General features: G+C 39.7%; 24 protein-coding genes and 2 tRNA genes. 24 read left to right on the top strand and 2 right to left on the bottom strand.

Annotated features, from left to right (window positions below):
- Nucleotides 1–11 precede the first annotated feature (11 nt).
- Nucleotides 12–1601, bottom strand: coding sequence for an L-aspartate oxidase (locus CVU62_05560; protein ID PKN38320.1), 1590 nt, complete (start codon nucleotides 1599–1601; stop codon nucleotides 12–14).
- 107 nt (nucleotides 1602–1708) lie between these two features.
- Between CVU62_05560 and tsaD the strand changes: the two genes are divergently transcribed.
- Together tsaD and rsmA are read left to right on the top strand one after the other, a co-directional pair.
- Entirely contained in the window at nucleotides 1709–2704 is a 996-nt protein-coding gene (tsaD, locus tag CVU62_05555) for a tRNA (adenosine(37)-N6)-threonylcarbamoyltransferase complex transferase subunit TsaD (protein PKN38319.1), read from the top strand.
- 39 nt (nucleotides 2705–2743) lie between these two features.
- On the top strand, nucleotides 2744–3598 hold the full coding sequence (gene rsmA, locus CVU62_05550) for a ribosomal RNA small subunit methyltransferase A (protein PKN38318.1): 855 nt from the start codon (nucleotides 2744–2746) through the stop codon (nucleotides 3596–3598).
- Between the two features lie 49 nt (nucleotides 3599–3647).
- Here rsmA and CVU62_05545 read toward each other — a convergent pair whose 3' ends face one another.
- Nucleotides 3648–4184, bottom strand: coding sequence for a hypothetical protein (locus tag CVU62_05545; protein PKN38317.1), 537 nt, complete (start codon nucleotides 4182–4184; stop codon nucleotides 3648–3650).
- Nucleotides 4185–4622: 438 nt separating this feature from the next.
- Between CVU62_05545 and CVU62_05540 the strand changes: the two genes are divergently transcribed.
- From CVU62_05540 to CVU62_05435, 22 genes are all read left to right on the top strand, one after another.
- Complete coding sequence (locus CVU62_05540; protein ID PKN38316.1) at nucleotides 4623–5966, top strand: tRNA (N6-isopentenyl adenosine(37)-C2)-methylthiotransferase MiaB; 1344 nt, start codon at nucleotides 4623–4625, stop codon at nucleotides 5964–5966.
- Nucleotide 5967: 1 nt separating this feature from the next.
- Nucleotides 5968–6456 carry a hypothetical protein gene (locus CVU62_05535; protein ID PKN38575.1) on the top strand — a complete coding sequence of 163 codons (489 nt, stop codon included), beginning with the start codon at nucleotides 5968–5970 and terminating at the stop codon, nucleotides 6454–6456.
- Between the two features lie 112 nt (nucleotides 6457–6568).
- Nucleotides 6569–7483 (top strand): tyrosine recombinase XerC, encoded by a 915-nt coding sequence (locus tag CVU62_05530; protein PKN38315.1) that lies wholly within the window; start codon nucleotides 6569–6571, stop codon nucleotides 7481–7483.
- Nucleotides 7484–7499: 16 nt separating this feature from the next.
- Entirely contained in the window at nucleotides 7500–8081 is a 582-nt protein-coding gene (locus CVU62_05525) for an HslU--HslV peptidase proteolytic subunit (GenBank protein PKN38574.1), read from the top strand.
- A gap of 3 nt (nucleotides 8082–8084) precedes the next feature.
- On the top strand, nucleotides 8085–9479 hold the full coding sequence (locus tag CVU62_05520; GenBank protein PKN38314.1) for an HslU--HslV peptidase ATPase subunit: 1395 nt from the start codon (nucleotides 8085–8087) through the stop codon (nucleotides 9477–9479).
- 31 nt (nucleotides 9480–9510) lie between these two features.
- Nucleotides 9511–10383 carry an acetylglutamate kinase gene (gene argB / locus CVU62_05515; protein ID PKN38573.1) on the top strand — a complete coding sequence of 291 codons (873 nt, stop codon included), beginning with the start codon at nucleotides 9511–9513 and terminating at the stop codon, nucleotides 10381–10383.
- Between the two features lie 160 nt (nucleotides 10384–10543).
- Nucleotides 10544–11734 carry an aspartate aminotransferase family protein gene (locus CVU62_05510; protein PKN38313.1) on the top strand — a complete coding sequence of 397 codons (1191 nt, stop codon included), beginning with the start codon at nucleotides 10544–10546 and terminating at the stop codon, nucleotides 11732–11734.
- Nucleotides 11731–12639, top strand: a complete 909-nt coding sequence (gene argF, locus CVU62_05505; GenBank protein PKN38312.1) for an ornithine carbamoyltransferase — start codon at nucleotides 11731–11733, stop codon at nucleotides 12637–12639. Before CVU62_05510 ends, argF begins: the two co-directional genes overlap by 4 nt.
- A gap of 12 nt (nucleotides 12640–12651) precedes the next feature.
- Complete coding sequence (locus CVU62_05500; protein PKN38311.1) at nucleotides 12652–13860, top strand: argininosuccinate synthase; 1209 nt, start codon at nucleotides 12652–12654, stop codon at nucleotides 13858–13860.
- A gap of 24 nt (nucleotides 13861–13884) precedes the next feature.
- Entirely contained in the window at nucleotides 13885–15273 is a 1389-nt protein-coding gene (gene argH / locus CVU62_05495) for an argininosuccinate lyase (protein ID PKN38310.1), read from the top strand.
- The gene (locus tag CVU62_05490; protein PKN38309.1) at nucleotides 15248–15697 is read left to right on the top strand and encodes a hypothetical protein; all 450 of its coding nucleotides are present in this window, start codon (nucleotides 15248–15250) and stop codon (nucleotides 15695–15697) included. The genes argH and CVU62_05490 overlap by 26 nt, the downstream gene beginning before the upstream one ends.
- 24 nt (nucleotides 15698–15721) lie before the next feature.
- Nucleotides 15722–16594 carry a 4-hydroxy-tetrahydrodipicolinate synthase gene (locus CVU62_05485; protein ID PKN38308.1) on the top strand — a complete coding sequence of 291 codons (873 nt, stop codon included), beginning with the start codon at nucleotides 15722–15724 and terminating at the stop codon, nucleotides 16592–16594.
- 36 nt (nucleotides 16595–16630) lie between these two features.
- Entirely contained in the window at nucleotides 16631–17443 is an 813-nt protein-coding gene (locus CVU62_05480; GenBank protein PKN38307.1) for a 4-hydroxy-tetrahydrodipicolinate reductase, read from the top strand.
- A gap of 16 nt (nucleotides 17444–17459) precedes the next feature.
- A complete protein-coding gene (gene folK / locus CVU62_05475) occupies nucleotides 17460–17969 on the top strand; it encodes a 2-amino-4-hydroxy-6-hydroxymethyldihydropteridine diphosphokinase (GenBank protein ID PKN38306.1) in 510 nt (169 codons plus the stop codon).
- A gap of 49 nt (nucleotides 17970–18018) precedes the next feature.
- On the top strand, nucleotides 18019–18240 hold the full coding sequence (locus CVU62_05470) for a hypothetical protein (GenBank protein PKN38572.1): 222 nt from the start codon (nucleotides 18019–18021) through the stop codon (nucleotides 18238–18240).
- Between the two features lie 17 nt (nucleotides 18241–18257).
- The gene (fsa, locus tag CVU62_05465; GenBank protein PKN38305.1) at nucleotides 18258–18905 is read left to right on the top strand and encodes a fructose-6-phosphate aldolase; all 648 of its coding nucleotides are present in this window, start codon (nucleotides 18258–18260) and stop codon (nucleotides 18903–18905) included.
- 35 nt (nucleotides 18906–18940) lie between these two features.
- Nucleotides 18941–19498, top strand: coding sequence for a CDP-diacylglycerol--glycerol-3-phosphate 3-phosphatidyltransferase (gene pgsA, locus CVU62_05460; protein ID PKN38304.1), 558 nt, complete (start codon nucleotides 18941–18943; stop codon nucleotides 19496–19498).
- An 81-nt stretch (nucleotides 19499–19579) separates the two neighbouring features.
- Nucleotides 19580–19654: transfer RNA gene (locus CVU62_05455), tRNA-Gly, on the top strand.
- Between the two features lie 10 nt (nucleotides 19655–19664).
- Nucleotides 19665–19740 (top strand) — tRNA-Cys (locus CVU62_05450).
- Nucleotides 19741–19957: 217 nt separating this feature from the next.
- Nucleotides 19958–20443: a CarD family transcriptional regulator gene (locus CVU62_05445; GenBank protein PKN38303.1), complete on the top strand. Its 486-nt coding sequence runs from the start codon at nucleotides 19958–19960 to the stop codon at nucleotides 20441–20443.
- Nucleotides 20444–20597: 154 nt separating this feature from the next.
- Nucleotides 20598–21605: a PIN domain nuclease gene (locus CVU62_05440; protein PKN38302.1), complete on the top strand. Its 1008-nt coding sequence runs from the start codon at nucleotides 20598–20600 to the stop codon at nucleotides 21603–21605.
- 268 nt (nucleotides 21606–21873) lie between these two features.
- Nucleotides 21874–23049: a bifunctional 2-C-methyl-D-erythritol 4-phosphate cytidylyltransferase/2-C-methyl-D-erythritol 2,4-cyclodiphosphate synthase gene (locus CVU62_05435; protein PKN38301.1), complete on the top strand. Its 1176-nt coding sequence runs from the start codon at nucleotides 21874–21876 to the stop codon at nucleotides 23047–23049.
- Nucleotides 23050–23268 lie beyond the last annotated feature (219 nt).

Raw genomic sequence — 23268 nt, 5'->3', positions numbered from 1 at the left:
ATTCCGGAAAGTTATTCCTTCACAATAATTGTGTCTTTTTTGAACTCATCAAGCGTATCCGGATAATCAATATTATAGTGTAAACCGCGGCTTTCTTTCCTGAGTGAAGCGCTCCGGACAATTAATTGAGCTACGGTTGTAATGTTGCGCAGTTCAATAAGATCCTTTGTGACTTTGAAGTTCCAGTAATATTCATCAATCTCTTTCCGAATAAGTTCAATCCGGCGGGACGCTCGTGCCAGTCTTTTGTCCGATCGGACAATTCCAACGTAATTCCACATGCATCTTCTTATCTCATCCCAGTTATTCGTAACAACGACGCTATCGTCACTTTCCGTGGTTCCGCTGGGATCCCACGGGGCAATATAAGCGTCACTGTCTTTTGTTTGATTAAAGTTACGGGATATTTCCTCAAAAACACGATGTGAGTAAACGACCGCTTCCAGTAAAGAGTTGCTGGCTAAGCGGTTGGCTCCATGCAATCCTGTGCAGGATACCTCGCCACAGGCAAACAGGTTATCGATGGAAGTCTTTCCATTATGATCTACGGCAACACCGCCGCAAATATAATGAGCGGCCGGCGCGATGGGAATCGGCTGGATGGCCATATCAATGCCGTATTCCAGACATTTGTTGTAAATATTGGGGAACCGGTCGATCAGAAAATCGCGGTTGTGATGAGTGATATCCAGCAATACATATTCATTACCCGTCTGTTTAAGTTCGTTGTCAATCGCTTTGGCAACAACATCGCGGGGAGCGAGACTTTTCATAGGGTGATATTTTTCCATGAATGTCTCGCCGTTTTGCAATTTAAGTATGCCTCCTTCGCCGCGGACAGCTTCGCTGATGAGAAACGCCTTGGCTTCCGGATGAAAAAGACATGTGGGATGAAACTGGATAAATTCCATGTTAGCAACATGAGCGCCGGCGCGAAAAGCCATCGCAATGCCGTCGCCAGTGGCAATGTCCGGATTAGTAGTAATCAGATAGACTTTGCCCGCGCCGCCGGTGGATAGGATGGTATATTTAGCGCGATATGTATGGATTTTGTCGTTGTTAATATCGAGTACATATGCGCCCAGGCAATTCATCGTATGACCTTCGGCATCTTTTTGGATGATGAGATCAATGCCGATATGATTTTCATAAATTTGAACATTCTTCAGAACGGCAACTTTCTCGTGCAGTGCCCGTTCGATTTCACGGCCGGTCAGATCCTTTGCGTGCAGAACGCGCCTGTGATGATGGCCTCCCTCCTGCCCTAAATCGTAAAGATGAGGTGGCACTTCTGATTTTGTGAAATTGACGCCCCACTCGATGAGCTCTTGAATTCGGGGAGGGGCTTCTTTGACGATGAATTCGACCACGTCTTTTTTACAAAGACCGCCACCGCAAATTAAGGTGTCCTGAATATGTTCATCAAAACTATCTGTATGATCGGTAACAGCAGCGATTCCGCCCTGCGCGTAATTAGTATTTGATTCTGATTTTTCTTTTTTGGTCACAATAGCGACACTACCGAGAGTCGAAGCTTTAATCGCCAGACTCAAGCCGGCTATACCGCTTCCCAGAATTAAAAAATCTGTTTTAAATTCCATTGTGTTCTCCAATAAGATACGCTTATAAAAGTTTGTTTACAAATTACGTTTGCTTTTATATAGAGATTTATCTTTTTTAGCAAAGAGAAAATAGAAAAGGTTTCATAATGTTAGTTTTAGGAATAGAATCATCGTGTGATGAAACGGCAGCAGCTGTAATCAACAACGGAAAAATATGTTCCAATGTTATTGCTTCACAAATAACGGTTCATTCTCTCTATGGCGGTGTTGTGCCTGAAATCGCTTCGCGAAAACACATTGAAGCTATATATGTTGTATTAAGACAGGCGTTGAATGATGCCGATGTGACGCTTCAGGAAATAGAAGGCATTGCTGCAACTCGCGGTCCCGGCTTAGTCGGATCTCTTTTAATAGGTTTATCCACAGCCAAGGCTCTTGCTTATTCTTTGGATATTCCCTTCGTTGGTGTAAATCATATTGAAGGACATATTGCTGCGGCTTTTCTTGCTGAAAAAGCGCCGTCTTTTCCTCTCGTGGCTTTGGTTGTTTCCGGTGGTCATACAAATATTTATCTTGTAAATGATTATCATAATTTTCAACTCCTTGGTCAAACTCGCGATGATGCTGCCGGAGAAGCATTTGATAAAGGCGCTAATCTTCTCAATCTTGGTTATCCTGGTGGTGTAGTAATTGACAGGATTGCCAAAAGTGGCAATCCTCGGAAAGTCGCTTTTCCCCGTGCGATGAAAGATTCTAACGATTTCAGCTTCAGTGGTTTAAAAACTTCTCTGCTGACGATGTTGAAAAAACTCGACCGGAATCTCAGCGCTGAAGAATTACCTGATATAGCTGCAAGCTATCAGGAAGCGATAGTGGATGTGTTAATGGACAAAACAATAAAAGCGGCAGAAGACAATGGCGTCAGCCGTATAGTTGTATGCGGCGGGGTGGCGGCTAATAGCAGACTGCGTGAAAAATTCGCAAAAGAAACTGCCATGCGAAATATCGAATTGTTCATTCCTCCGGTTTTATTATGCACCGATAATGCGGCAATGATTGCGGCTATCGGCGAAATTATGTTGAGAAACGGCCGGAGAGATTCGCTGGATTTGAACGCCGTGTCCCGCTGGCCTTTAGCGTAATATTTGTTATTTATTTTTATTTTCATCAGAGAAATTGTCATGAATTCACCTAAAGAAATAATCCGTCTTTATGAAATTAAACCACGCAAAAAGCTGGGGCAATCATTCCTTATGGATAAAAGTGTTATTGAACAAATTTGCACAATAGCGCAGGTGACAAAAAATGATATTGTTGTGGAAATTGGAGCAGGGATCGGTGTCTTAACCCAAGAGTTAGCTCAGAATGCCGCAAAACTTATTGCGGTGGAAGTAGATAATAAATTAGTTGGAGTATTAAAAGATAAGTTATTGAAATATAAAAATGTAGAGATATATTCGGGTGATATCTTGAAATTCGACTTCGAAACGATTAGCAGAAGCGAACAACAGAAAATTAAAGTTATTGGCAATATTCCATATAATATTTCCTCTCCCGTGTTGTTTCGTTTATTATCTTTCAGAAAGGTTATAAATTCCTTTGTGATAATGTTGCAAAAGGAAGTGGTTCAGCGATTGACAGCTGTCCCTGGAGGTAAGGATTATGGAGTGCCTTCCGTGATTTTGCAGATGTTTGCAATGGTAGAAAAAATTATGGATGTTCCCGCCGGTTGCTTTTATCCTGTTCCCAAAGTTGAGTCATCGGTAATGAAAGGATTCTTTCTGGAAAAGCCTGTAGTAGACCTTGCTGATGAAGATTTCTTTATAAAGTTGGTCAGAGATGCTTTTGCACAACGCCGGAAAATGTTGATTAATAATTTAAAAAAATCGAAATTACTGGAAGAATTTTCAGAATTATTATTAAAAGAATCGCTGGAAATTACAGGAATTGATGGCCGGAGAAGAAGCGAAACTCTTTCCATCAAGGAATTTGGATATCTGAGTAATATTCTAAAAGAGAAACAAAACCATTTATAAGATAGTCGGATAATCTATTTATTGCCGACCATACTTTTCTTAAAATGTATTACTGCGCAAAATATTGGCCTGAACCATATATGCCGTAAGAATTAGGACGAATATATACCGTCACTTGACCGGGAGGAATATCAGCCTTGATGCCACCTACATACACGGCTCCTAATGTCTGTGTGCCGGAAAGTGCATTATCTGTTCCCAGTTTAAATGTAGCATCAATATTCATACCAGTAGTGCCGCCTATAATAATCTCAGGTGTTGCGGCTTTTACCACCGTAACACCGTTGTTGTAAGTGATATCTATCGATACGATACCGTTAAACTTCGTTGTCTCACCGGTTATAGTAAAATCTGTCGTGCCGAAATAACCCGGGTCTGTGTAGCTGGTAAAGCCATTTGCGTCAGCCCATATAATGCTCAAATTACTCACATTTTGTAACGGCCAGCGTTTGCTCATATCAATGGAAATACTAACTTGACCGGTTATTGCAGCAAGATCACCATCCGAAATAGCGATCTTGGCAAATGATACCGGGGGCATCATTAATAATATCGAGATAACTGCTAACATTATACTTTTCTTCATATTTCCTCCTTAATAACATTTTTAGGAAGCAAAATAATCATTGTCAATTACACGGAAATTTAGTTTTCCATTCCGCAGTTAACCCAAATCTGATTTACCCGTAGAGTATAATATAATACATTATCACACTTTATTTTAATAAAACACTTAAATTATACACATTATATGACGCTTGTTTCATAATATAAAATTAATATAATGTAAAGAATATTTTAGTATATTTATTCTTTTATTTAAAATTTATCTGGTCATTTTTTGACGATGATGTGTATAATTATTTTTTATTTGTATTTGAATTACATATGCACTATTTGAACGCATTTCTAAAGACTTCAGATGGTATCCTGTAAGTTCTTCAATTTAAGAAAAATATTGAAAAACTTATTGACTAACTTTTGGTGAAATAATAATGTTATTCAATAATTAACATGGTGAAAAATGAAAAACAAATTCCTGTATATTCAAACATTTGGCTGTCAAATGAATGTTCATGATTCGGAACAGATGGCAGCATTATTAGCCGGTGGCGGTTATAAACTGACCGATAATATCAGGTTGGCTGATTTAATTATTCTTAACACTTGCTCCATCAGGGAAAAAGCGGCGCATAAAGTATACAGTACGCTGGGCAGACTAGTAAAAATAAAGGAAAAAAATCAGAAATTGATTATTGGTGTGGGCGGTTGTCTGGCTCAGCATCTAGGAACGAAATTTCATAAAAAATTTAGTCATCTGGACTTTGTTTTTGGCACGCACAATATTCATCGTTTGCCTCAACTGGTTGATACTGTCAAGGAGAATAGAGAGAAAATTACCGAAATTGATTTTTATGAATCGCTGAATTCCATAAATATTTTTGCTCCTCCACGAACTGGCGCAGTCAGCGCTTTCGTCACAATTATGCAAGGTTGCAATAACTTTTGCGCTTATTGCGTGGTTCCTTATCTGCGCGGTCCGGAGATGAGCAGAGCATCTGATGACATACTTGAAGAGATAAAAAAACTTGCTGATCATGGAATCAAAGAAGTCATTCTTTTGGGACAAAATGTTAATTCCTATGGCAAAACTTTGGGAAATGGATTGAGCTTTACGGCATTGATTAAAAAAATCGGCAGAATAGCTGGCATTGAAAGAATCAGATTTACTACATCACATCCGCGTGACCTTTCTGATGAATTGATCAGATGCTTTGCCGAAGAAGAAAAATTATGCGATCATATTCACCTTCCGGTGCAATCAGGATCAAACAGGATATTAACATTGATGAACAGGGGCTATACCGTTGAAGAATATATGAGAAAAGTCGATCATTTACGTAAATTGAGTCCCCGGATTAGCATTACGTCGGACATAATCGTTGGATTTCCGGGTGAAACACAAAATGATTATCAAGAAACCATTGACATGATGGAAAAAATCAGGTTTGATTCTACTTTTTCATTTAAGTATTCTGAAAGAAAAGGAACGGGAGCTCAAAAATTAGAGAGTAAAATAGAAGAATGTGAAGGTTTAAGACGGCTCAAACAACTTCAGATGTTGCAGGATCAGCATACACTGGAAAAAAATATAGCATTAGAAAACACAAAACAGGAAATATTAGTTGAGGGGAGAAGTAAAAATTCTGAAAGTGATTTAATGGGACGAACCAGTTCATGGAAAATTGTCAATTTCAAGGGTGAATTGGAGTTAATCGGGAAAATGGTTAATGTGAAAATATCAAAGGCTTATCTACATTCGTTAAGAGGGAAGATGATTAATAAGGAGGTTGGTAGTGTTAATTGAAATGAAGGTTTCGGGATTGACCATTGATCCTATTACCAATACACCCATCGTCATATTGAAAAATATGCAGGAGAGCAAAGCTGTTCCAATCTGGATAGGTCTTTTTGAAGCCAGTGCAATTGCGACGGAACTGGAAAAGATTGTTTTCCCGCGACCCATGACTCATGATTTGCTTAATGAATGTTTAAAATCTTTAAATGTGACAGTAAATAGAATTGAAATTGTGGATATCCGCGGCAACACTTTTTTTGCTAATATTTATTTAAGCAGGGAAGGTGAGGATTTTACGATTGATGCACGTCCCAGTGATGCGATAGCCATAGCTCTGCGAGCACATGCGCCAATATTTGTCGATGAAAATGTTATTGAAAAATCTCGTAGTGTTGATTTGGTGATTAAACTTGGCGATTTGGATCAATTAAAAGAAGATAAAATTAAAGAATTTCTGGAGAATCTTTCAACAGAAGATTTCGGCAAGTATAAAATGTAATGAGGCTCGCTGAAAACGAGCGAAACGAAGTTTGAAGCGTTAGCCGAATTATCCCCGAAGCGAAGCGTCAAGGGATAATTGTCATGTCTGATAGCTAGCTGGTATAGATATTATGGGAAACATAATTCAGGATTTTCAAATTTATTTGGAAGTGGAGAAAAATGTTTCCGCGCATACGCGAATAGCTTATATTGCCGATATTAAGGACTTTTCCCGTTTTCTTCATGATAACAATTTTATAAAAAATCAGGATGAAATAATTAATGCGAAACCGGAAACTATTCGGGAATATCTAAGCTACCTGTACCGGCAAAAGGTGAAGAAAGTTACGGTTAACCGCAAAGTATCGTCGTTGAGAGCTTTTTATAAATATGAGTTACGTACCGGTAAAATTAAAACTAATCCGGCAGAAATGATTCAAACATTGAAAACAGAAAAATATATGCCTACTTTTCTTTCGGTTGATGAGATGTTTGAATTATTAGGGGCAAAAAACGAAAATTCGGTTTTGGGTTTGCGTAATCGCGCTATGTTGGAAGTATTTTATTCTTCAGGATTGCGACTTAGTGAATTAGCCGGATTGGATTTAATTGATCTTGATTTTAATCAAAAGCTGCTTAAAGTGCGCGGGAAAGGAAGGAAAGAAAGAATAGTTCCCGTTGGCGGGCCGGCAATAAAAGCTGTTCTGGAATATTTAGAAAAGATCGGAGAAATAAGAAAAGATGCGGGTGGAGATATTTTTAAAAAACCATTATTTTTGAATTCACGTGGAGAAAGAATAACCACAAGGAGCATTGCCCGAATAGTCAATGAAGCATCCAGTAAAAGTGGTATTGGTAGAAAAATCAGCCCGCATGCGCTGAGACACAGTTTTGCCACTCACCTCTTGAATGCCGGCGCTGATTTGCGTTCCATCCAGGAATTGCTGGGGCATGAGAGCCTTTCGACAACGCAAAAATATACAGCGGTCAATATTAATCGCATGATGGAAGTTTATGACAAAGCGCATCCGCGTGGCAGGAAATAAAGGAGAAAAAATGAAAATTAGAGGTACCACAATATTAGCGGTGAGGCATAATGGCACGGTAACCGTAGCAGGCGATGGTCAGGTTACTCTGGATACGACAATATTGAAACACGGCGCACGCAAAGTTCGCCGTCTTTACAATGATGAAGTTATTGTCGGTTTTGCCGGCGCGACAGCTGATGCATTTACTTTATTTGACCGGTTTAATCAAAAATTGGAGCAGTACAACGGAAATTTATTGCGGGCGGCCGTGGAATTGACAAAAGATTGGCGAACAGATCGTGTTTTAAGACATTTGGAAGCATTGATGATTGCCGTAAATAAAGATAAATCATTGATTATTTCAGGAAACGGAGATGTCATTGAAGCAGATGACGATGTCATGGCTATCGGGTCGGGTGGACCTTATGCGCAGGCTGCTGCCCGTGCGCTGTTACGTCACAGCAATCTGACATCATCAGAAATTGCTAAAGAGGCCATGAAAATAGCTGCGGAAATTTGTATTTACACAAATAATAATGTAACACTGGAAGAAATTGAAGACGCTACCAATGGAACAAAGGAAGCAAAAAAGAGCAAAAATAAGGAGTCGGAATAATATATGATAAGCAAAGGGTTAACACCCCGTGAAATAGTAGAAAAATTAGATCGTCACATAATCGGTCAATCTGATGCGAAAAGGGCTGTGGCTATAGCGTTACGTAACAGATGGCGCAGGCAAAACGTCCCGACAGATCTGGCGGATGAAATATCACCCAAAAATATTATCATGATCGGGCCTACCGGTGTAGGCAAAACAGAAATTGCCCGCAGGTTAGCCAAGCTGGATAATTCTCCTTTTTTAAAAATAGAAGCATCTAAATTTACGGAGGTCGGCTATGTAGGACGCGATGTCGAATCCATGATCAGGGATCTGGTGGAATTATCCATGAATATGGTTAAGTCGGAAGAGCAGGAAAATGTTCGGGCGAAAGCAGCCGAAATTGCAGAAGAAAAATTGCTGGATCTATTGCTTCCTCCACGGCCTAAAGAAAAAATGGTAAGTGATATGCTGAATAATGCCGAAGAAGCAGATGAAAAGGATCAACATGATGAAGATCAGGCGCAGAAAACTGATGCTACGCGGGAAAAGTTACGGCATTTACTTAAAGAAAACAAACTCAACAATCGGTTAGTGGATCTGGAAGTTACCGAAACCAGAAGCGGACCCATGATTGAAATATTTTCTGCCGCAGGAATGGAAGATATGGGACTCAATGTAAAAGATATGTTAGGAAGCGTATTTCCGCAAAAAAAGAAAATAAAAACTGTAAAAGTACCGGAGGCACTGGAGATTCTTGAGGAAGAAGAAGCTCAAAAGTTAATCGATATGGACAAGGTAACGAAAACAGCATTGGATCGGGTTGAACAGTCGGGTATAATATTTCTTGATGAAATTGATAAGATTGTCGGCGGCGATACATCCCATGGACCGGACGTATCGCGTGAAGGGGTACAGAGAGATCTACTGCCGATTGTGGAAGGTTCCAATGTTAACACCCGTTATGGAATGGTTAAAACAGATCACATACTCTTTATTGCCGCTGGTGCATTTAGTTCTTCCAAGCCGTCCGATTTAATTCCGGAATTGCAGGGGCGCTTTCCAATCCGTGTCGAGTTAGATTCATTGGGTAAAGAAGATTTTATCCGTATTTTAACTGAGCCCAATAATGCTTTGGTTAAACAATATACGGAAATGATGGCCACAGAAGGACTGAAGTTATCGTTTACAGAAGAAGCGATAGCTTCCATTGCGGAAGTAGCAACAGTAGTCAACGAAAGAACAGAAAATATCGGTGCCCGAAGGCTTTATACAATTATGGAAACTTTATTGGATGAGATTTCTTTTGAAGCACCGGATATGCAAGAAAAAGAGATAATAATAAATGCCCAACGTGTAGAAGAAAAACTTAATGAGATAATAGAAGATGAGGACTTAAGCAGGTATATCCTGTAAAATGGAGCCGAAAATGGGGAATATAAAAAATATGATGGAAAGGGCCGATATACTGCTGGAAGCCTTGCCTTACATCAAACGATTTTACAACAAAACGATCGTTATTAAATATGGCGGTCATGCGATGGTTGATGATGAATTAAAAGACAGGTTTGCCCAGGACATCGTCATGATGAAATATATCGGCATCAATCCGGTTATTGTTCATGGCGGCGGTCCGCAAATAGGAACATTACTTAAAAAGCTTGGTAAAGAATCGAAGTTTATACAGGGAATGCGGGTTACTGATGAAGAAACCATGAATATTGTGGAGATGGTTCTGGTAGGCACGGTAAATAAAGAGATTGTTGGTCTGATTAACCGTCACGGTGGAAGCGCCGTAGGACTGAGTGGTAAAGATGGTAACTTGATCAGGGCGGAAAAGTATTATTTAAGTGAAGAAAAGATAAAGAATACACCGCCGGAAATTATAGATATCGGTCTGGTCGGCAAGGTTAAAAGTATAAATTCCCAATTAATCATTTCGTTGGAGCAAAACAACTCTATACCGGTGATCGCTCCTACGGGAATAGGCGATAACGGTGAAACATACAATATAAACGCAGATATTGTTGCCGGAGAAGTTGCGGCAGCGCTGCAGGCGGAAAAACTTTTGCTTCTGACTGATGTGCCAGGTGTATTGGGTAAAAACAAAAAGCTGATTAATACGATGACCAATAAAGAAGCTCTAAAATTAATCGACAATGGCACTGTTGAAGGAGGGATGTTTCCAAAAATCAAGTGTTGTCTGAAAGCTCTCAAAGGAGGAGTAAAAAAGGCTCATATAATTGATGGACGTCTGAAACATGCCATTTTGCTCGAAGTATTTACCGACAAGGGAATAGGTACGGAAATAGTTTTATAGCGGCTTCGGAGAAAGTCCGTGTGTCCCGATAAAATCGGGATTGCTCCGCAGCCTCTCGTGATTGCGGCGTATGAACAAATACGTCTCATTCCGGAGGCCTTGAGCGCCTTGCCTCTGGAACTTTTTACGAAGCCTTAGCGATTAATCAAAGGTGAAGAAAATGGGTGAAAAAGAAATAATGGCTTCGGCCAATGAATACATAATGAATACCTACAAACGTTTTCCGATTGTTTTGGTGAAAGGATCAGGTGTAAAAGTATGGGATGTCAATGGCAAAGAATATCTTGATTTTGCCGCCGGGATTGCCGTTTGCAGCCTGGGACATTCGCATCCGCAAATTATTGCTGCTGTAAAAGAACAGATAGAAAAATTAACACATGTTTCCAATTTATATTATACTGAGCCGCAGATTCAACTGGCAAAATTGCTGGTTGATAATTCCTTCGCGGACAAGGCTTTTTTCTGCAACAGCGGCGCGGAAGCTAACGAAGCAGCCATCAAACTGGCTCGAAAATATGCCCATGAAAATATGGGGCCGGATAAATTTGAATTAATTACCATGAAGGATTCCTTTCATGGCCGGACCATGGCCACAATTACAGCCACCGGACAGGAAAAATTTCAATTTGGATTTACACCTCTGCTCGATGGTTTCACTTACGTGCCTTTTAATGATCTGGAGGCGCTGGAGAAGGCTATTTCAGCGAAAACCTGCGGTGTAATGCTCGAACCGATTCAGGGTGAAGGCGGCGTCAATATTCCTGATGAAAAGTATCTGGCTTTTGTGCGGGATATTTGCGACCATTATGGAATTTTGTTAATCGTTGATGAAGTTCAAGTCGGTATGGGCAGGACAGGAAAACTTTTTGCCTATGAGCATTCAGGGATAAAACCCGATATAATGACTTTGGCAAAAGCTTTAGGAAACGGCTTTCCCATAGGAGCTATGCTGGCAACAGATAAAATAGCGAAAGCTTTTGTTCCCGGTAATCATGCGTCAACTTTCGGCGGTAATCTTTTGGCTTCGGCTGCGGCGAATGCGACGATGAAAATAATGCTGCAGGGAGGCATCTTAGAACACTGTCGAAAAATGGGTGATTATTTTTTATTACAATTAAAGAAGCTGCAGCAAAAACATAAAATTATTAAAGATGTCAGGGGAACGGGCTTAATGCTCGCGGCACAACTAAATATAGAAAGTGTCGATATTGTGAATGAATGCCTGCAGCGGGGATTGCTCATCATTTCTGCCGGCGTCAAGACGCTGCGGTTCGTGCCGCCTTTGATTATTACTACGGGGGATGTCGATCAGGCAATTGGAGTGCTTGACGAAGTGATGGAGGGTAAATGAAGAAGGATTTATTAAGTATTTACGATCTGGAACCGATCGATTTTGAAAAAATATGGGCGAAAGCTAAAAAGCTCAAAAAGGATTTGAAAAGCGGAAAATCTCACACGTCACTGCAGGGGAAAACGTTGGGAATGATTTTTGATAAATCTTCCACCAGGACAAGAATATCCTTTGAAGTGGGCATGTATCAGTTAGGCGGGATTGCATTGTTTTTAACTTCGCGCGACACGCAAATAGGCCGTGGCGAAACTATTTCTGATTCGGCCCAGATGATGTCGCGTTATCTCAATGGAATTATGATCAGAACATTTTCTCAGAAAAGCGTTGAAGACTTTGCTCTCTATGCTTCAATTCCTGTGATCAATGGTTTAACTGATCTTTTACATCCGTGTCAGATTCTGAGCGATTTGTTTACGATAAAGGAAAAAAAAGGATCTTATGATCGACTAAAAATAGCTTACATCGGCGATGGTAACAATATTGCTAATTCATGGATTGAAGCCGCCGCTAAATTACCAATTCAGTTATCTCTGGCCTGTCCTAAGGGCTACGATCCGGACAGGGAAATAATGGCCAAAGGGAAGAAAGATGCAGTGGAAGGCGTTACTCTTTATCGTGATCCATTAGATGCTGCAAAGAATGCTGATGTTTTGTATACAGATGTATGGGTGAGTATGGGACAGGAATCAGAGAATGAAGAGAGAAAAAAAATATTTAAAAATTATCAAATTAACAAAAAACTTCTGAAAGAAGCGAAGAAAGATGCAATAGTAATGCATTGTTTGCCGGCGCACCGCGGGGAAGAAATCTCTTCCGATGTTATAGACGGTCCACAATCCGTTGTTATTGATCAGGCGGAAAACCGTCTACATGTGCAAAAAGCTATATTGGAAATACTATTGTAGGAGGAATGAACAGTGTCAGCAAAAAAGAAGAAAGTTGTTTTGGCCTATTCCGGCGGATTGGATACATCGGTGATTGTCCGCTGGTTGATCGAAACTTATAAATGTGAAGTAATCTGCTTTGCCGCGGATGTGGGACAAAAAGAAGAATTGACCGGATTGAAAGAAAAAGCGCTCAATACCGGAGCGAGTAAAATATATATTGACGATTTAAGGGAAGAGTTCGCGCGGGATTTTGTTTTTCCGGCTCTGCGCGCCAACGCTATTTATGAAGGTACATATCTTTTAGGCACATCTTTGGCACGGCCATTGATAGCCAAGAGGCAGATCGAGATAGCCAAAAAAGAAGGCGCGGATACGGTATCGCACGGCGCGACAGGCAAGGGCAATGATCAGGTCCGGTTTGAGCTTACTTACCTCGCTTTAGATCCGTCCATTAAAATTATTGCGGCATGGAAAGACGACAACTGGAATTTTGATTCACGCGAATCAATGATTGATTATGCCAAAAAATATAAAATCCCTATTCCTCTGACTAAGGCAAAGCCTTACAGCTCGGATCGCAATCTTTTGCATATTTCTCATGAGGGAGGAATTTTAGAAGATCCCTGGGCGGAAGCGCCGGAAGATGTTTTTGTGCTGACCAAATCTCCGGAAGCGTCGCCGGACAAACCCACATATGTGGAAATTGATTTTAAAAATGGTAATCCTGTGGCCGTTAATGGGAAAAAGATGTCACCGGCAAAACTCATGGATTATATGAATACGATTGCCGGTGCCAACGGTATCGGCCGAGTGGATATGGTGGAAAATCGCTTTGTCGGAATGAAATCAAGAGGTGTTTATGAGACTCCCGGCGGCACAGTTCTTTGGGCGGCCCACCGTGCGGTAGAATCCATCACAATGGATCGCGAAGTTATGTTTATGCGTGATTCGCTGACGCCGAAATATGCTCAGCTCGCCTATAACGGCTTCTGGTATTCACCTGAAATGAAGACTCTCCAGACCTACATAGACGCGACCCAGGAGAATGTAACAGGCACGGCGCGGATGAAATTGTATAAAGGAAATTGCGTGGTAGCCGGAAGAAAATCACCTTATTCACTTTACAGCGAATCTTTTGCCACTTTTGAAAAGGATCAGGTTTACAATCAGAAAGACGCTATAGGATTTATTAAACTGAATGGATTGCGTTTGATAATCCAGAATATCTTAAAAAAATAAATTTTAACCAAGCGGAGAAAATTTATGGCTACCGGTAAAAAACCATGGAGTGGAAGATTTCAAAAAGCAACGGCTGAAAATGTGGAAAAATTCACTTCCTCTATTCATTATGACAAGAGACTTTATCCTTATGATATTGAAGGTTCTATAGCTCATGCTACAATGCTTGCCGGACAGAATATAATATCGAAAAATGAAGCGGTAAAGATTGTATCCGCTTTGAAAAATATTTTAAAAGATATAGAAAAGGGGAAATTTAAATTCAACACTGCTGATGAAGATATTCATATGGCCGTAGAAAAGGAACTTATTAAACGTATCGGTGAAACAGGTGGTAAGCTTCATTCGGCAAGAAGCCGCAATGATCAGATAGCTCTGGATGTCCGACTGTTTTTGCGAGCGGAAATTAAAATCGTCATCGATCTTATGAATTCCTTGCAGGCATGTTTGATTGAAATGGCCAAAAAGGAAATCAAAACTATTATGCCCGGTTATACCCATATGCAAAAAGCACAGCCGGTTTTGCTTTCCCATTATTTTCTAGCGTTTGAAGAAATGTTTGCACGAGATGTTCAAAGACTCAATGATTGTGCCAGAAGGCTGAATGTCTTGCCTTTAGGTGCTGCGGCGCTTGCCGGCACTAGTCTGCCCATTGATCGCAACCGGACAGCAAGAATATTGAATTTTCCGGAAGTAAGCGGGAATAGCATGGATACGGTTGCGGATAGGGACTTCGTCGCGGAATTTATTTTCGCGGGTTCGCTTATTATGATGCATCTGAGCCGCTTTTGCGAAGATTTGGTTTTGTGGTCTTCGGACGAGTTTGGTTTTGTTGAAATATCCGACGCCTATACCACGGGTAGCAGTATAATGCCGCAAAAGAAAAATCCCGACGTGGCGGAGTTAATCAGGGGGAAAACCGGACGGGTTTACGGAGATCTTTTTGCCATAATGACTCTGCTGAAGGGGTTGCCCATGACTTACAACCGTGACTTGCAGGAAGACAAGGAACCTCTATTTGATGCCGTTGACACCGTAAAAGATTGTCTGAAAATATTTACGGAAATGATTAAGCATACGCAGTTTAATGCCAGAAAAATGTTTTTTGCGGCTCAAGGAGGATTTTCGACGGCCACCGATATAGCCGAATATCTGGTAGGAAAAGGCGTGCCCTTTCGCCAGGCGCATGAGATTGTGGGGAAAATAGTCGCTTATTGTCTTAAAAATAAAAAAGGATTGGACAATCTAACATTAAAAGAATATCAGGAATTTTATAAAGATTTTACTTGTGATATTAAAAATATTATCAAGTTGGAAAAAGCGGTGAATTCGCGCAATCACACAGGCGGGACCGCAACAGCGGCGGTGCTTAAAAGGATAAAAGAATTTGAAAAGAGTCTCAATAAAATATAGCATATTATTTTTGTTGCTAGCGTTTACAAATTTTATCGGATGCGGGGTAAAAGGGAATCCGGTTATTTTATCAAGTTTGTCAGATAACGTACGGATCGTTCAAAATCTGAAAATTGTTTCTGCCGGCAACGCGGTTATGTTAAGCTGGGATTATTACGGCAAAGATTCAAATATTAATTATATAGCTATAGAAAAAAACGAGTTGGGCAGCGCCGGAACTGAATGCAGAGATTGTCCTAGAAAATTTGAACGTATCGCTCAGGTTTCTGTAAAAGAGATAAAACAGAAAAACAATGAATACAGGAATCTTAATTTTACCGACAAAGAAGTCGTAAATGGAAAAACATACAATTATCGTTTATTGATTTGTGACGACTTTAATATTTGCCGGGAAAGCTCGGAGACTGAGGTAAATTTTAAATGAAGAAATGTTTAAGGAGGCATTTTTATGTTTAGGGGAGCCATCACCGCTCTGGTGACGCCTTTTAAAAATGGTCAGGTGGATGAAGACGCCCTGAGGAATCTGATTGAATTTCAGATTGCCAATGGTGTTGACGGCTTGGTGCCCTGTGGTACAACCGGTGAATCACCGACATTGTCCCACGATGAGCATGACCGAGTGATTGAAATGACTATCGATGCAGCAAAAAAAAGAGTGCCGGTGATTGCCGGAACTGGATCAAACAGCACGGCGGAAGCGCTGAGACTGACCAAGCACGCCTATGAGGCAGGTGCAGACGGCGCTTTGATTGCCTGCCCCTATTACAATAAACCTACTCAGGAAGGACTTTATCAGCATTTTGAACTCATCGCTAAAAACATTCCTATCCCGATTATACCTTACAATATTCCAGGACGGACAGGAATCAACATGTCGCCGGAACTGATTGCCCGATTGGCGAAAATAAGTAATATCGTCGGAATCAAAGAGGCTTCCGGTTCAATCAAGCAAATGAGTGATGTTATTAATCTTTGTGGTAACGATTTTGCCGTTTTATCGGGTGATGATATATTCACTCTGCCTTTGATGGCAATTGGCGGTGACGGTGTTATTTCCGTTATTTCTAATGTGGCTCCGGCGGATATGGCGGGACTTGTTGATGCGTTTAACGCAGGAGATATGGCAAGAGCAAAAGAACTCCATTATAAGATGAGTGCATTGATTGATATGCTTTTTATTGAGGTTAATCCCATTCCAGTTAAAGCGGCTCTGGCGCTAATGGGTAAAATAGAGTATGAATACAGGTTGCCGCTTTGTAAGATGGCTGAGGCTAATTTTGAAAAGTTAAAAAAAGTTATGATCAATTACGGCTTGATATAATTATTTAGCCGGGAACTGATACTTAGGAGATAATTTATGGTCAAAGCGGTTGTTACCGGAGCCGGTGGAAGAATGGGCGGGAAAATTATCAGCCTTATTTCCTCTACGGAAGGTATCAATGTTGTCGCAGCGGTAGAGATAGCAGGGCACCCCATTATCGGCCGTGATATAGGTCAAGGGTTGGGATTAGGCGAGACTGGTATTCTGGTTTGCGACAAATTAGTTGATTGTATTGATCTGGCTGACGTTGTTATCGACTTTACAAATCATGAAACATCTCTTAAATATTTTAAAATAGCCAACCAAAGAAATTGTGCCATTGTTATCGGATCTACCGGATTTACTGACTCTGAAAAAAAGGAAATTAATGAACTGGCAAAAAATACACGATGTGTATTAACTCCTAACATGAGCGTTGGTGTAAATGTGATGTTAAAAGTTTTGGAATATTGCGCAGGGATACTCAAAGATGATTATGATGTCGAAATTATTGAAGCTCATCATCATTTAAAAAAAGACGCTCCCAGTGGGACGGCGCTGCAAATGGCAAAGGTTATATCTGACAAACTGGGGCGTAATATGGAAGAATCATTAGTTTATTCACGGCGAGGTTTGATAGGTGAGAGAACTAAAAAAGAAATAGGTATACAAACAATTCGTGCCGGGGATATTGTTGGAGATCATACAGTTATTTTTGGTGGAATTGGAGAAAGACTGGAATTCATTCACCGTGCCCATAACCGTGATAATTTTGCCAAAGGAGCAATTCGTGCGGCACAGTGGATTGTCAATCAGCAAAATGGCCTGTATGATATGCAGGATGTTCTGGGATTAAGGGAAAAGACATAAAAAGGCATTTAAAAATTTGAACGGCGTAATATGCTATATCGGGATTGGTTCTAATTTAGGCAACGCTTTGCAAAACTGCCAGTATGCCGTTGAAAGTCTTTCCCAATACAAAGAAATGCAGGTAACGAGGGTTTCGTCTTTTTATGAAACGGAACCAGTAGGTATTGAAGATCAGAATTTTTTCATAAATGCAGTTGCAGAAGTTAAGACGGTTCTCTTTGCTCATGATCTATTCGAAAAATTGCAAAACATCGAAAAGGATATGGGACGGAAGCGGGAAGTGAAAGGTGGCCCGAGGATTATAGATCTCGATCTTCTTTTTTATGGTCAGGATCTGGTTCAGGAAGCTGGTTTAATAGTGCCACATCCGGAAATGCACAAAAGGCGCTTTGTTTTGGAGCCGTTATGTGAGTTAGCATCTTATTTAATTCACCCTGTTTTTTGTATTTCGATTCGCGGATTGAAAGACAGATTAACTGATAATAAAATTGTCAAAATAATCAAGGATAAAAATCAACCTTTTTAGGAATGTTATGTTTTTTCGTCTTCTTTTATTTTTCTTATTGATTTATTTAATGTATAAGATATTCAAATCACTTCGACAATTAAAGTCTCCCGGAAATTTGTATGATAAATATAAAACAGAGGTTAAAAAGGGAGAAGATTTGATCGAAGACCCTGTTTGCCATATCTATGTTCCGATTAGCCAGGCCTTTAAGAAGGAAATATCCGGCAGGGATTATTACTTTTGTAGTAAAGAATGTAGTGATAAATATAAAGTAGAAAAAAATATGTAAACTCAACAGGAGAATTTATGAAATTTTTTATTGATACTGCTAATGTTGAAGAAATCAAAGAAGGAATTGCTTTAGGGATGGTAGACGGCGTTACAACCAATCCATCGCTGATTGCCAAAGAAAAAAAAGATTTTGACTCTGTTGTTAAAGATATATTAAAAATTGTAAAAGGACCGGTAAGTCTGGAAGTTATAGCTCTGGAGGCAAAAGCGATGTTTTCCGAGGGTAGAAAGCTGGCGCGCCTGGGAAGTAATGTTGTGATTAAAGTTCCTCTATCCACGGAAGGATTGAAAGCGACAAGGATGTTCGCCGATGCCGGTATCGATGTAAATCAGACCTTGATATTTTCTCCGCTTCAGGCGTTAATGGCGGCAAAGGCGGGAGCCCGTTATGTCAGCCCGTTTGTCGGCCGTTTGGATGATATTGCTCATGATGGTATGGAGATAGTTGATCAAATCATTACAATCTATGAGAATTATTGTTACGAAACAGAAGTTATAGTTGCCAGTATTCGCCATCCTCGTCATGTTTTGGATGCGGCTTTAATGGGTGCGGATATAGCTACAATACCTTTTAAAGTCATAGCCCAGTTAGTAAAACATCCATTAACGGAAAAAGGAATAGCAGCGTTTTTGGAAGACTGGAAAAAGGTACCTAAAAAATAGATCAGGCAAGTTTAATTTACTGCAGGAATAAAGTAATGATTTCAAGGCGCGAAACCTTCAATTTGCCCAACACCATAACATTGATGAGAATCAGTGTTGTTCCTTTTCTTTTTATCTTGCTTTCTGATCCAGGCGAATTCTGGAGTTTAGTTATAGCAGGATTATTTGTTGTGGCTTCCATTACAGATTTCTTTGATGGTTATATCGCCAGAAAATATCACATGATTACCACAATGGGAAAATTCCTAGATCCCATTGCCGATAAAATCATAGTCAATACAGCAATGATTCTGATGATTCCTATTGGACGCATACCGGCCTGGATAGTTGCCATAACAATTATTCGGGATTTAATTGTTGATGTAATAAGAAGCATAGCGTCTTCTGAAGGAATTTACATACAGGCAAGTATTCTGGGAAAACAAAAAACTGTAACGCAAATAATAGCTGTTACCGCTTTAATGATACATTATTCGATTTTTGGCATTAATGCTCATATTGTTGGAACGATGGTTCTTTATATCGCTTTATTCCTCACAATTTATTCAGGGATTGATTATTTTATAAAGCTGTACAAGAGCGTAGTGAATTAAATTCTGTTACTCTTCCAACAGGCATTACTAAATTATAAATTAATATGAATATCCGTAATCAATTATTAATTTTTTTATTATTTTTGCGTAACTCAGTGGTAGAGTGCTACCTTGCCAAGGTAGACGTCGACGGTTCAAATCCGTTCGCCCGCTCCATTTTTTTTTAGGCGGCATAGCCAAGTGGCTAAGGCAGCGGTCTGCAAAACCGTTATTCCCCGGTTCAAGTCCGGGTGCCGCCTCCAGTGAAATTAAGGAGTTTACTTCTTTTCGGGAGTAACTCCTTTTCTATTTAAAAGATACTTAAATATCAATAACTTATCATTAATGCTTAGAAGTGTTTCTTTAAAGATTTTGCTATTCATCTCGATGATTAATCATTCAATATGGATTGGTCATTGACTAATAGTATAAATAATGATAAACTACTTTATTGTTATGGAAAGGCAGGCGAAGAAAAAAATGTTTAAAGTAGGGGATTTGGCTGTATATCCGGCTCATGGCGTAGGAGTCATTGAAGCTATTGAAAACAGGGAAGTAATGGGTAAAAAGCAACCATTCTACGTTATGAAAATTATGGGGAATGGAATGAAAATAATGATTCCGATGATGAGCGTTAAAGCCGTCGGATTACGTGAAATTATTTTGGAAAAAGAAATACCCAAAGTATATGAAATTCTGCGCAATAAAGATGTTACGATCGATAAACAGACTTGGAATAAGCGCTATAAGGAGTACCTCGAAAGAATAAAAACCGGTTCAGTGTTTGAAATTGCCAGTGTTTTGCGGGACTTATTTATATTAAAGAGCGATAAAAACCTTTCTTTCGGGGAAAGAAAAATGATGGATACGGCAAAAAATTTGCTGGTAAAGGAAATATCCGTAGCTACTAATGCGCAAGAATCTGAGGTTGAACACAACCTTCAAATGATCTTCACGGTTCAATAGCGCCAGCTTATTTAATTCCTGTCAACAGTTCTTTGGAAATTTAATATAGGCAGATTACTTTTTCTTATTTAAGGGAAACCGTAAAAGTTGCCTCCATATTTTTATAAATATTTTTTATAAATGATCAGTTTCGATACTAATATTAAATACCAATATAAAGGAGGTGAAGCGGTTGATCGTTAGGATTATCTTAATTTTGGCATGTTCTATAAGTGGCTACGCTATATTATATTATACATCTGAATCCAATTCTCATTTATTTTTTAAATCAATTGGCGGCTTTATAATTGGATTATTAACAGCATTATCGGTTATAGGAATTGAAAAAGAAATTCGTAAATTATCTTTAAAGGTTATTATCGGTGGCGTAGCGGGGATGATTATTGGTCTCCTGATTGCCTTAATATTCGGATTTGGTCTCAACTTCGTAAGTAAAATAAGGGAAAATCAGCAAGTAATACCTTGGATTTATTTGCTGATAACGGGTATCTTTGGTTACCTTGGCCTTTTTCTTGGATCAAAAAAAGTAGAAGAATTTAATTTTTTAAATTCCGAACCAAAGAGTAATCATGATTATCGTGTTCTGGACACCAGTGTAATTATTGAAGGAAGAATAGCTGATATTTGCGACAGTGGATTTATTGAAGGTGAATTGATTGTCCCTCGTTTTGTTTTGAATGAATTGCAGTTTCTAGCCGATTCTTCCGATTCGATGAAGCGATTGCGTGGAAGACGAGGGCTGGATATCCTGAATCACATGCAGAAGAGTTCGAATATAAACATAGAAATAGTTGAACAGGATTTCCCCAAAATAAAAGGCGTAGATGGCAAACTGGTAGCCTTGGCCAAACAACTGGACGCCAAGCTTTTAACCAATGATTATAATCTTAATAAAGTAGCACAATTGCAAGGGGTTCGCGTTCTTAACGTCAATGAATTAGCCAATGCCATGAAACCCGTTGTATTGCCCGGAGAGCAAATGACTGTGAAAATTATCCGGGAAGGCAAGGAGTCAGGGCAGGGTGTCGGTTATTTGGATGATGGCACAATGATTATTGTGGATAGCGGACAGAAAATGCTCAATATGAATGTGGATGTTACTGTAACCAGCGTGCTGCAGACGACTGCCGGCCGAATGATTTTTTCAGAATTAAAGAAGTAGTGGATAAAAATAAATTAATTAATTATTAAATTTATTTGTTAATGTAAAACTGAAAAATATCATTTGTAATAATACATGACGTTTTTAATGTTTGAAAAATAAAAACACAAAAAAGCCCGGGGAAATAATTTCCCGGGTTTTTTTGTGCGCTATTCCATTTTTAAATGAAAGGTGATATCGAAAGAACAAAAATAGGAGGCAACAAAGCATTCGCCGGCCTATCGTCAACTAAAGAGATCATGCATTGATTTAAAGTATGGATTAATTTATGAAAACAGTAGCTATAATTCCTGCCGGTGGAGCCGGGAAAAGATTAAAGACTCATGTGGCCAAACAGTATCTGATGTTAAATCAATTACCGGTACTGATCCATACTCTGCAGGTATTCCAGAAATCAAAAATAATAAATGATATTGTTTTAGTTCTGCCACCGGATGATTTGGCTTCCGTCCGGCAAAAGTTAATCGATAAATACGAATTAACAAAAGTAACATCTATTATTGCCGGTGGTAAGGAGAGGCAGGATTCAGTCAGAAACGGCCTTGCTGCTATTGATGGTAAATGTGACTTCGTCCTTATCCATGATGCTGTAAGGCCACTTATTACCGAGAAAATGATCAGGCAGGTTGCTGCTGCTGCGAAAGCAACAGGTGCGGCATCACTCGGAGTTAAAGCGAAAGATACAATAAAGGAAACCGGAAAATATGACATCGTGTCCGTTACAATTCCAAGGCACAATTTGTGGTTAACGCAAACTCCTCAGGCCTTTAAATTTGAAATTTTAAAAAAGGCATACAAGAAGGCCTATAATGAAAACTTTTATGGTACTGACGATGCGTCCCTGGTCGAGCGTATTGGCGTAAAAGTAAAGATGATTGCCGGTTCATATGACAATATTAAAATTACAACACCGGAAGACTTAGTAATGGCGAGAGCTTTGCTGAAAAACAAATCAGGAGGCAAAATGCAAACATGCATCGGATGCGGCTATGACAGCCACAGTTTTGTAACCGGTAGAAAGCTTATATTAGGTGGAGTGGAAATTCCCTTTAAACAGGGGTTACAGGGTCATTCCGATGCCGATGCACTGATTCACGCTATTTGCGATGCCCTGTTAGGTGCGGCAGGTTCAGGTGATATTGGCCGGCATTTCCCGGATACTGATCCACAATATAAAGATATTTCCAGCAGGGTTCTTCTTGGACGAGTAAGGAATGTTATTACCGCCAAAGGTTTTACTATCAATAATATTGATGCAACAATCATTATGGAAAAGCCTAAAGTCACTTCTTTTATTGACAAGATGATTACCAATATAGCCAAAGTATTAAAAATACCTGCGGATGACATAAACATCAAAGCCAAGACGAACGAAGGTATGGGGTTTGTAGGCAGAGGCGAAGGTATAGCCGTATCGGCAGTTGTTACATTGAATAAGGAATAATTAAATGGATAAATACAGGGTAAGATTTGCACCTTCTCCGACCGGAGAACTTCACGTGGGCAATGTCCGTAACGCTACGCTATAGTTGTGTCGCAAAGACCCAAAAAATGCCAGGAGAAGAAAAAATGTCCAAACAAACTATGCCAGGATCCGCAATTCAGAGGAATAGGCCCGTTTTTCCCAAGCGCGCAGTTATCACAGGAGGCATGCCCTATGGTA

It is taken from the genome of Deltaproteobacteria bacterium HGW-Deltaproteobacteria-2, assembly GCA_002840505.1.
GTDB lineage: Bacteria > Desulfobacterota > Syntrophia > Syntrophales > Smithellaceae > Smithella.
This window is presented reverse-complemented; position numbering and strand designations above follow the sequence as displayed.

What these genes read in the sequence shown, in the direction of transcription:
- CVU62_05560 (PKN38320.1), bottom strand. Translation starts at nt 1,601, where the DNA reads ATGGAATTTAAAACAGATTTTTTAATTCTGGGAAGCGGTATAGCCGGC.
- tsaD (PKN38319.1), top strand. Translation starts at nt 1,709, where the DNA reads ATGTTAGTTTTAGGAATAGAATCATCGTGTGATGAAACGGCAGCAGCT.
- rsmA (PKN38318.1), top strand. Translation starts at nt 2,744, where the DNA reads ATGAATTCACCTAAAGAAATAATCCGTCTTTATGAAATTAAACCACGC.
- CVU62_05545 (PKN38317.1), bottom strand. Translation starts at nt 4,184, where the DNA reads ATGAAGAAAAGTATAATGTTAGCAGTTATCTCGATATTATTAATGATG.
- CVU62_05540 (PKN38316.1), top strand. Translation starts at nt 4,623, where the DNA reads ATGAAAAACAAATTCCTGTATATTCAAACATTTGGCTGTCAAATGAAT.
- CVU62_05535 (PKN38575.1), top strand. Translation starts at nt 5,968, where the DNA reads ATGAAGGTTTCGGGATTGACCATTGATCCTATTACCAATACACCCATC.
- CVU62_05530 (PKN38315.1), top strand. Translation starts at nt 6,569, where the DNA reads ATGGGAAACATAATTCAGGATTTTCAAATTTATTTGGAAGTGGAGAAA.
- CVU62_05520 (PKN38314.1), top strand. Translation starts at nt 8,085, where the DNA reads ATGATAAGCAAAGGGTTAACACCCCGTGAAATAGTAGAAAAATTAGAT.
- argB (PKN38573.1), top strand. Translation starts at nt 9,511, where the DNA reads ATGATGGAAAGGGCCGATATACTGCTGGAAGCCTTGCCTTACATCAAA.
- CVU62_05510 (PKN38313.1), top strand. Translation starts at nt 10,544, where the DNA reads ATGGGTGAAAAAGAAATAATGGCTTCGGCCAATGAATACATAATGAAT.
- argF (PKN38312.1), top strand. Translation starts at nt 11,731, where the DNA reads ATGAAGAAGGATTTATTAAGTATTTACGATCTGGAACCGATCGATTTT.
- argH (PKN38310.1), top strand. Translation starts at nt 13,885, where the DNA reads ATGGCTACCGGTAAAAAACCATGGAGTGGAAGATTTCAAAAAGCAACG.
- CVU62_05485 (PKN38308.1), top strand. Translation starts at nt 15,722, where the DNA reads ATGTTTAGGGGAGCCATCACCGCTCTGGTGACGCCTTTTAAAAATGGT.
- CVU62_05480 (PKN38307.1), top strand. Translation starts at nt 16,631, where the DNA reads ATGGTCAAAGCGGTTGTTACCGGAGCCGGTGGAAGAATGGGCGGGAAA.
- CVU62_05470 (PKN38572.1), top strand. Translation starts at nt 18,019, where the DNA reads ATGTATAAGATATTCAAATCACTTCGACAATTAAAGTCTCCCGGAAAT.
- fsa (PKN38305.1), top strand. Translation starts at nt 18,258, where the DNA reads ATGAAATTTTTTATTGATACTGCTAATGTTGAAGAAATCAAAGAAGGA.
- pgsA (PKN38304.1), top strand. Translation starts at nt 18,941, where the DNA reads ATGATTTCAAGGCGCGAAACCTTCAATTTGCCCAACACCATAACATTG.
- CVU62_05445 (PKN38303.1), top strand. Translation starts at nt 19,958, where the DNA reads ATGTTTAAAGTAGGGGATTTGGCTGTATATCCGGCTCATGGCGTAGGA.
- CVU62_05435 (PKN38301.1), top strand. Translation starts at nt 21,874, where the DNA reads ATGAAAACAGTAGCTATAATTCCTGCCGGTGGAGCCGGGAAAAGATTA.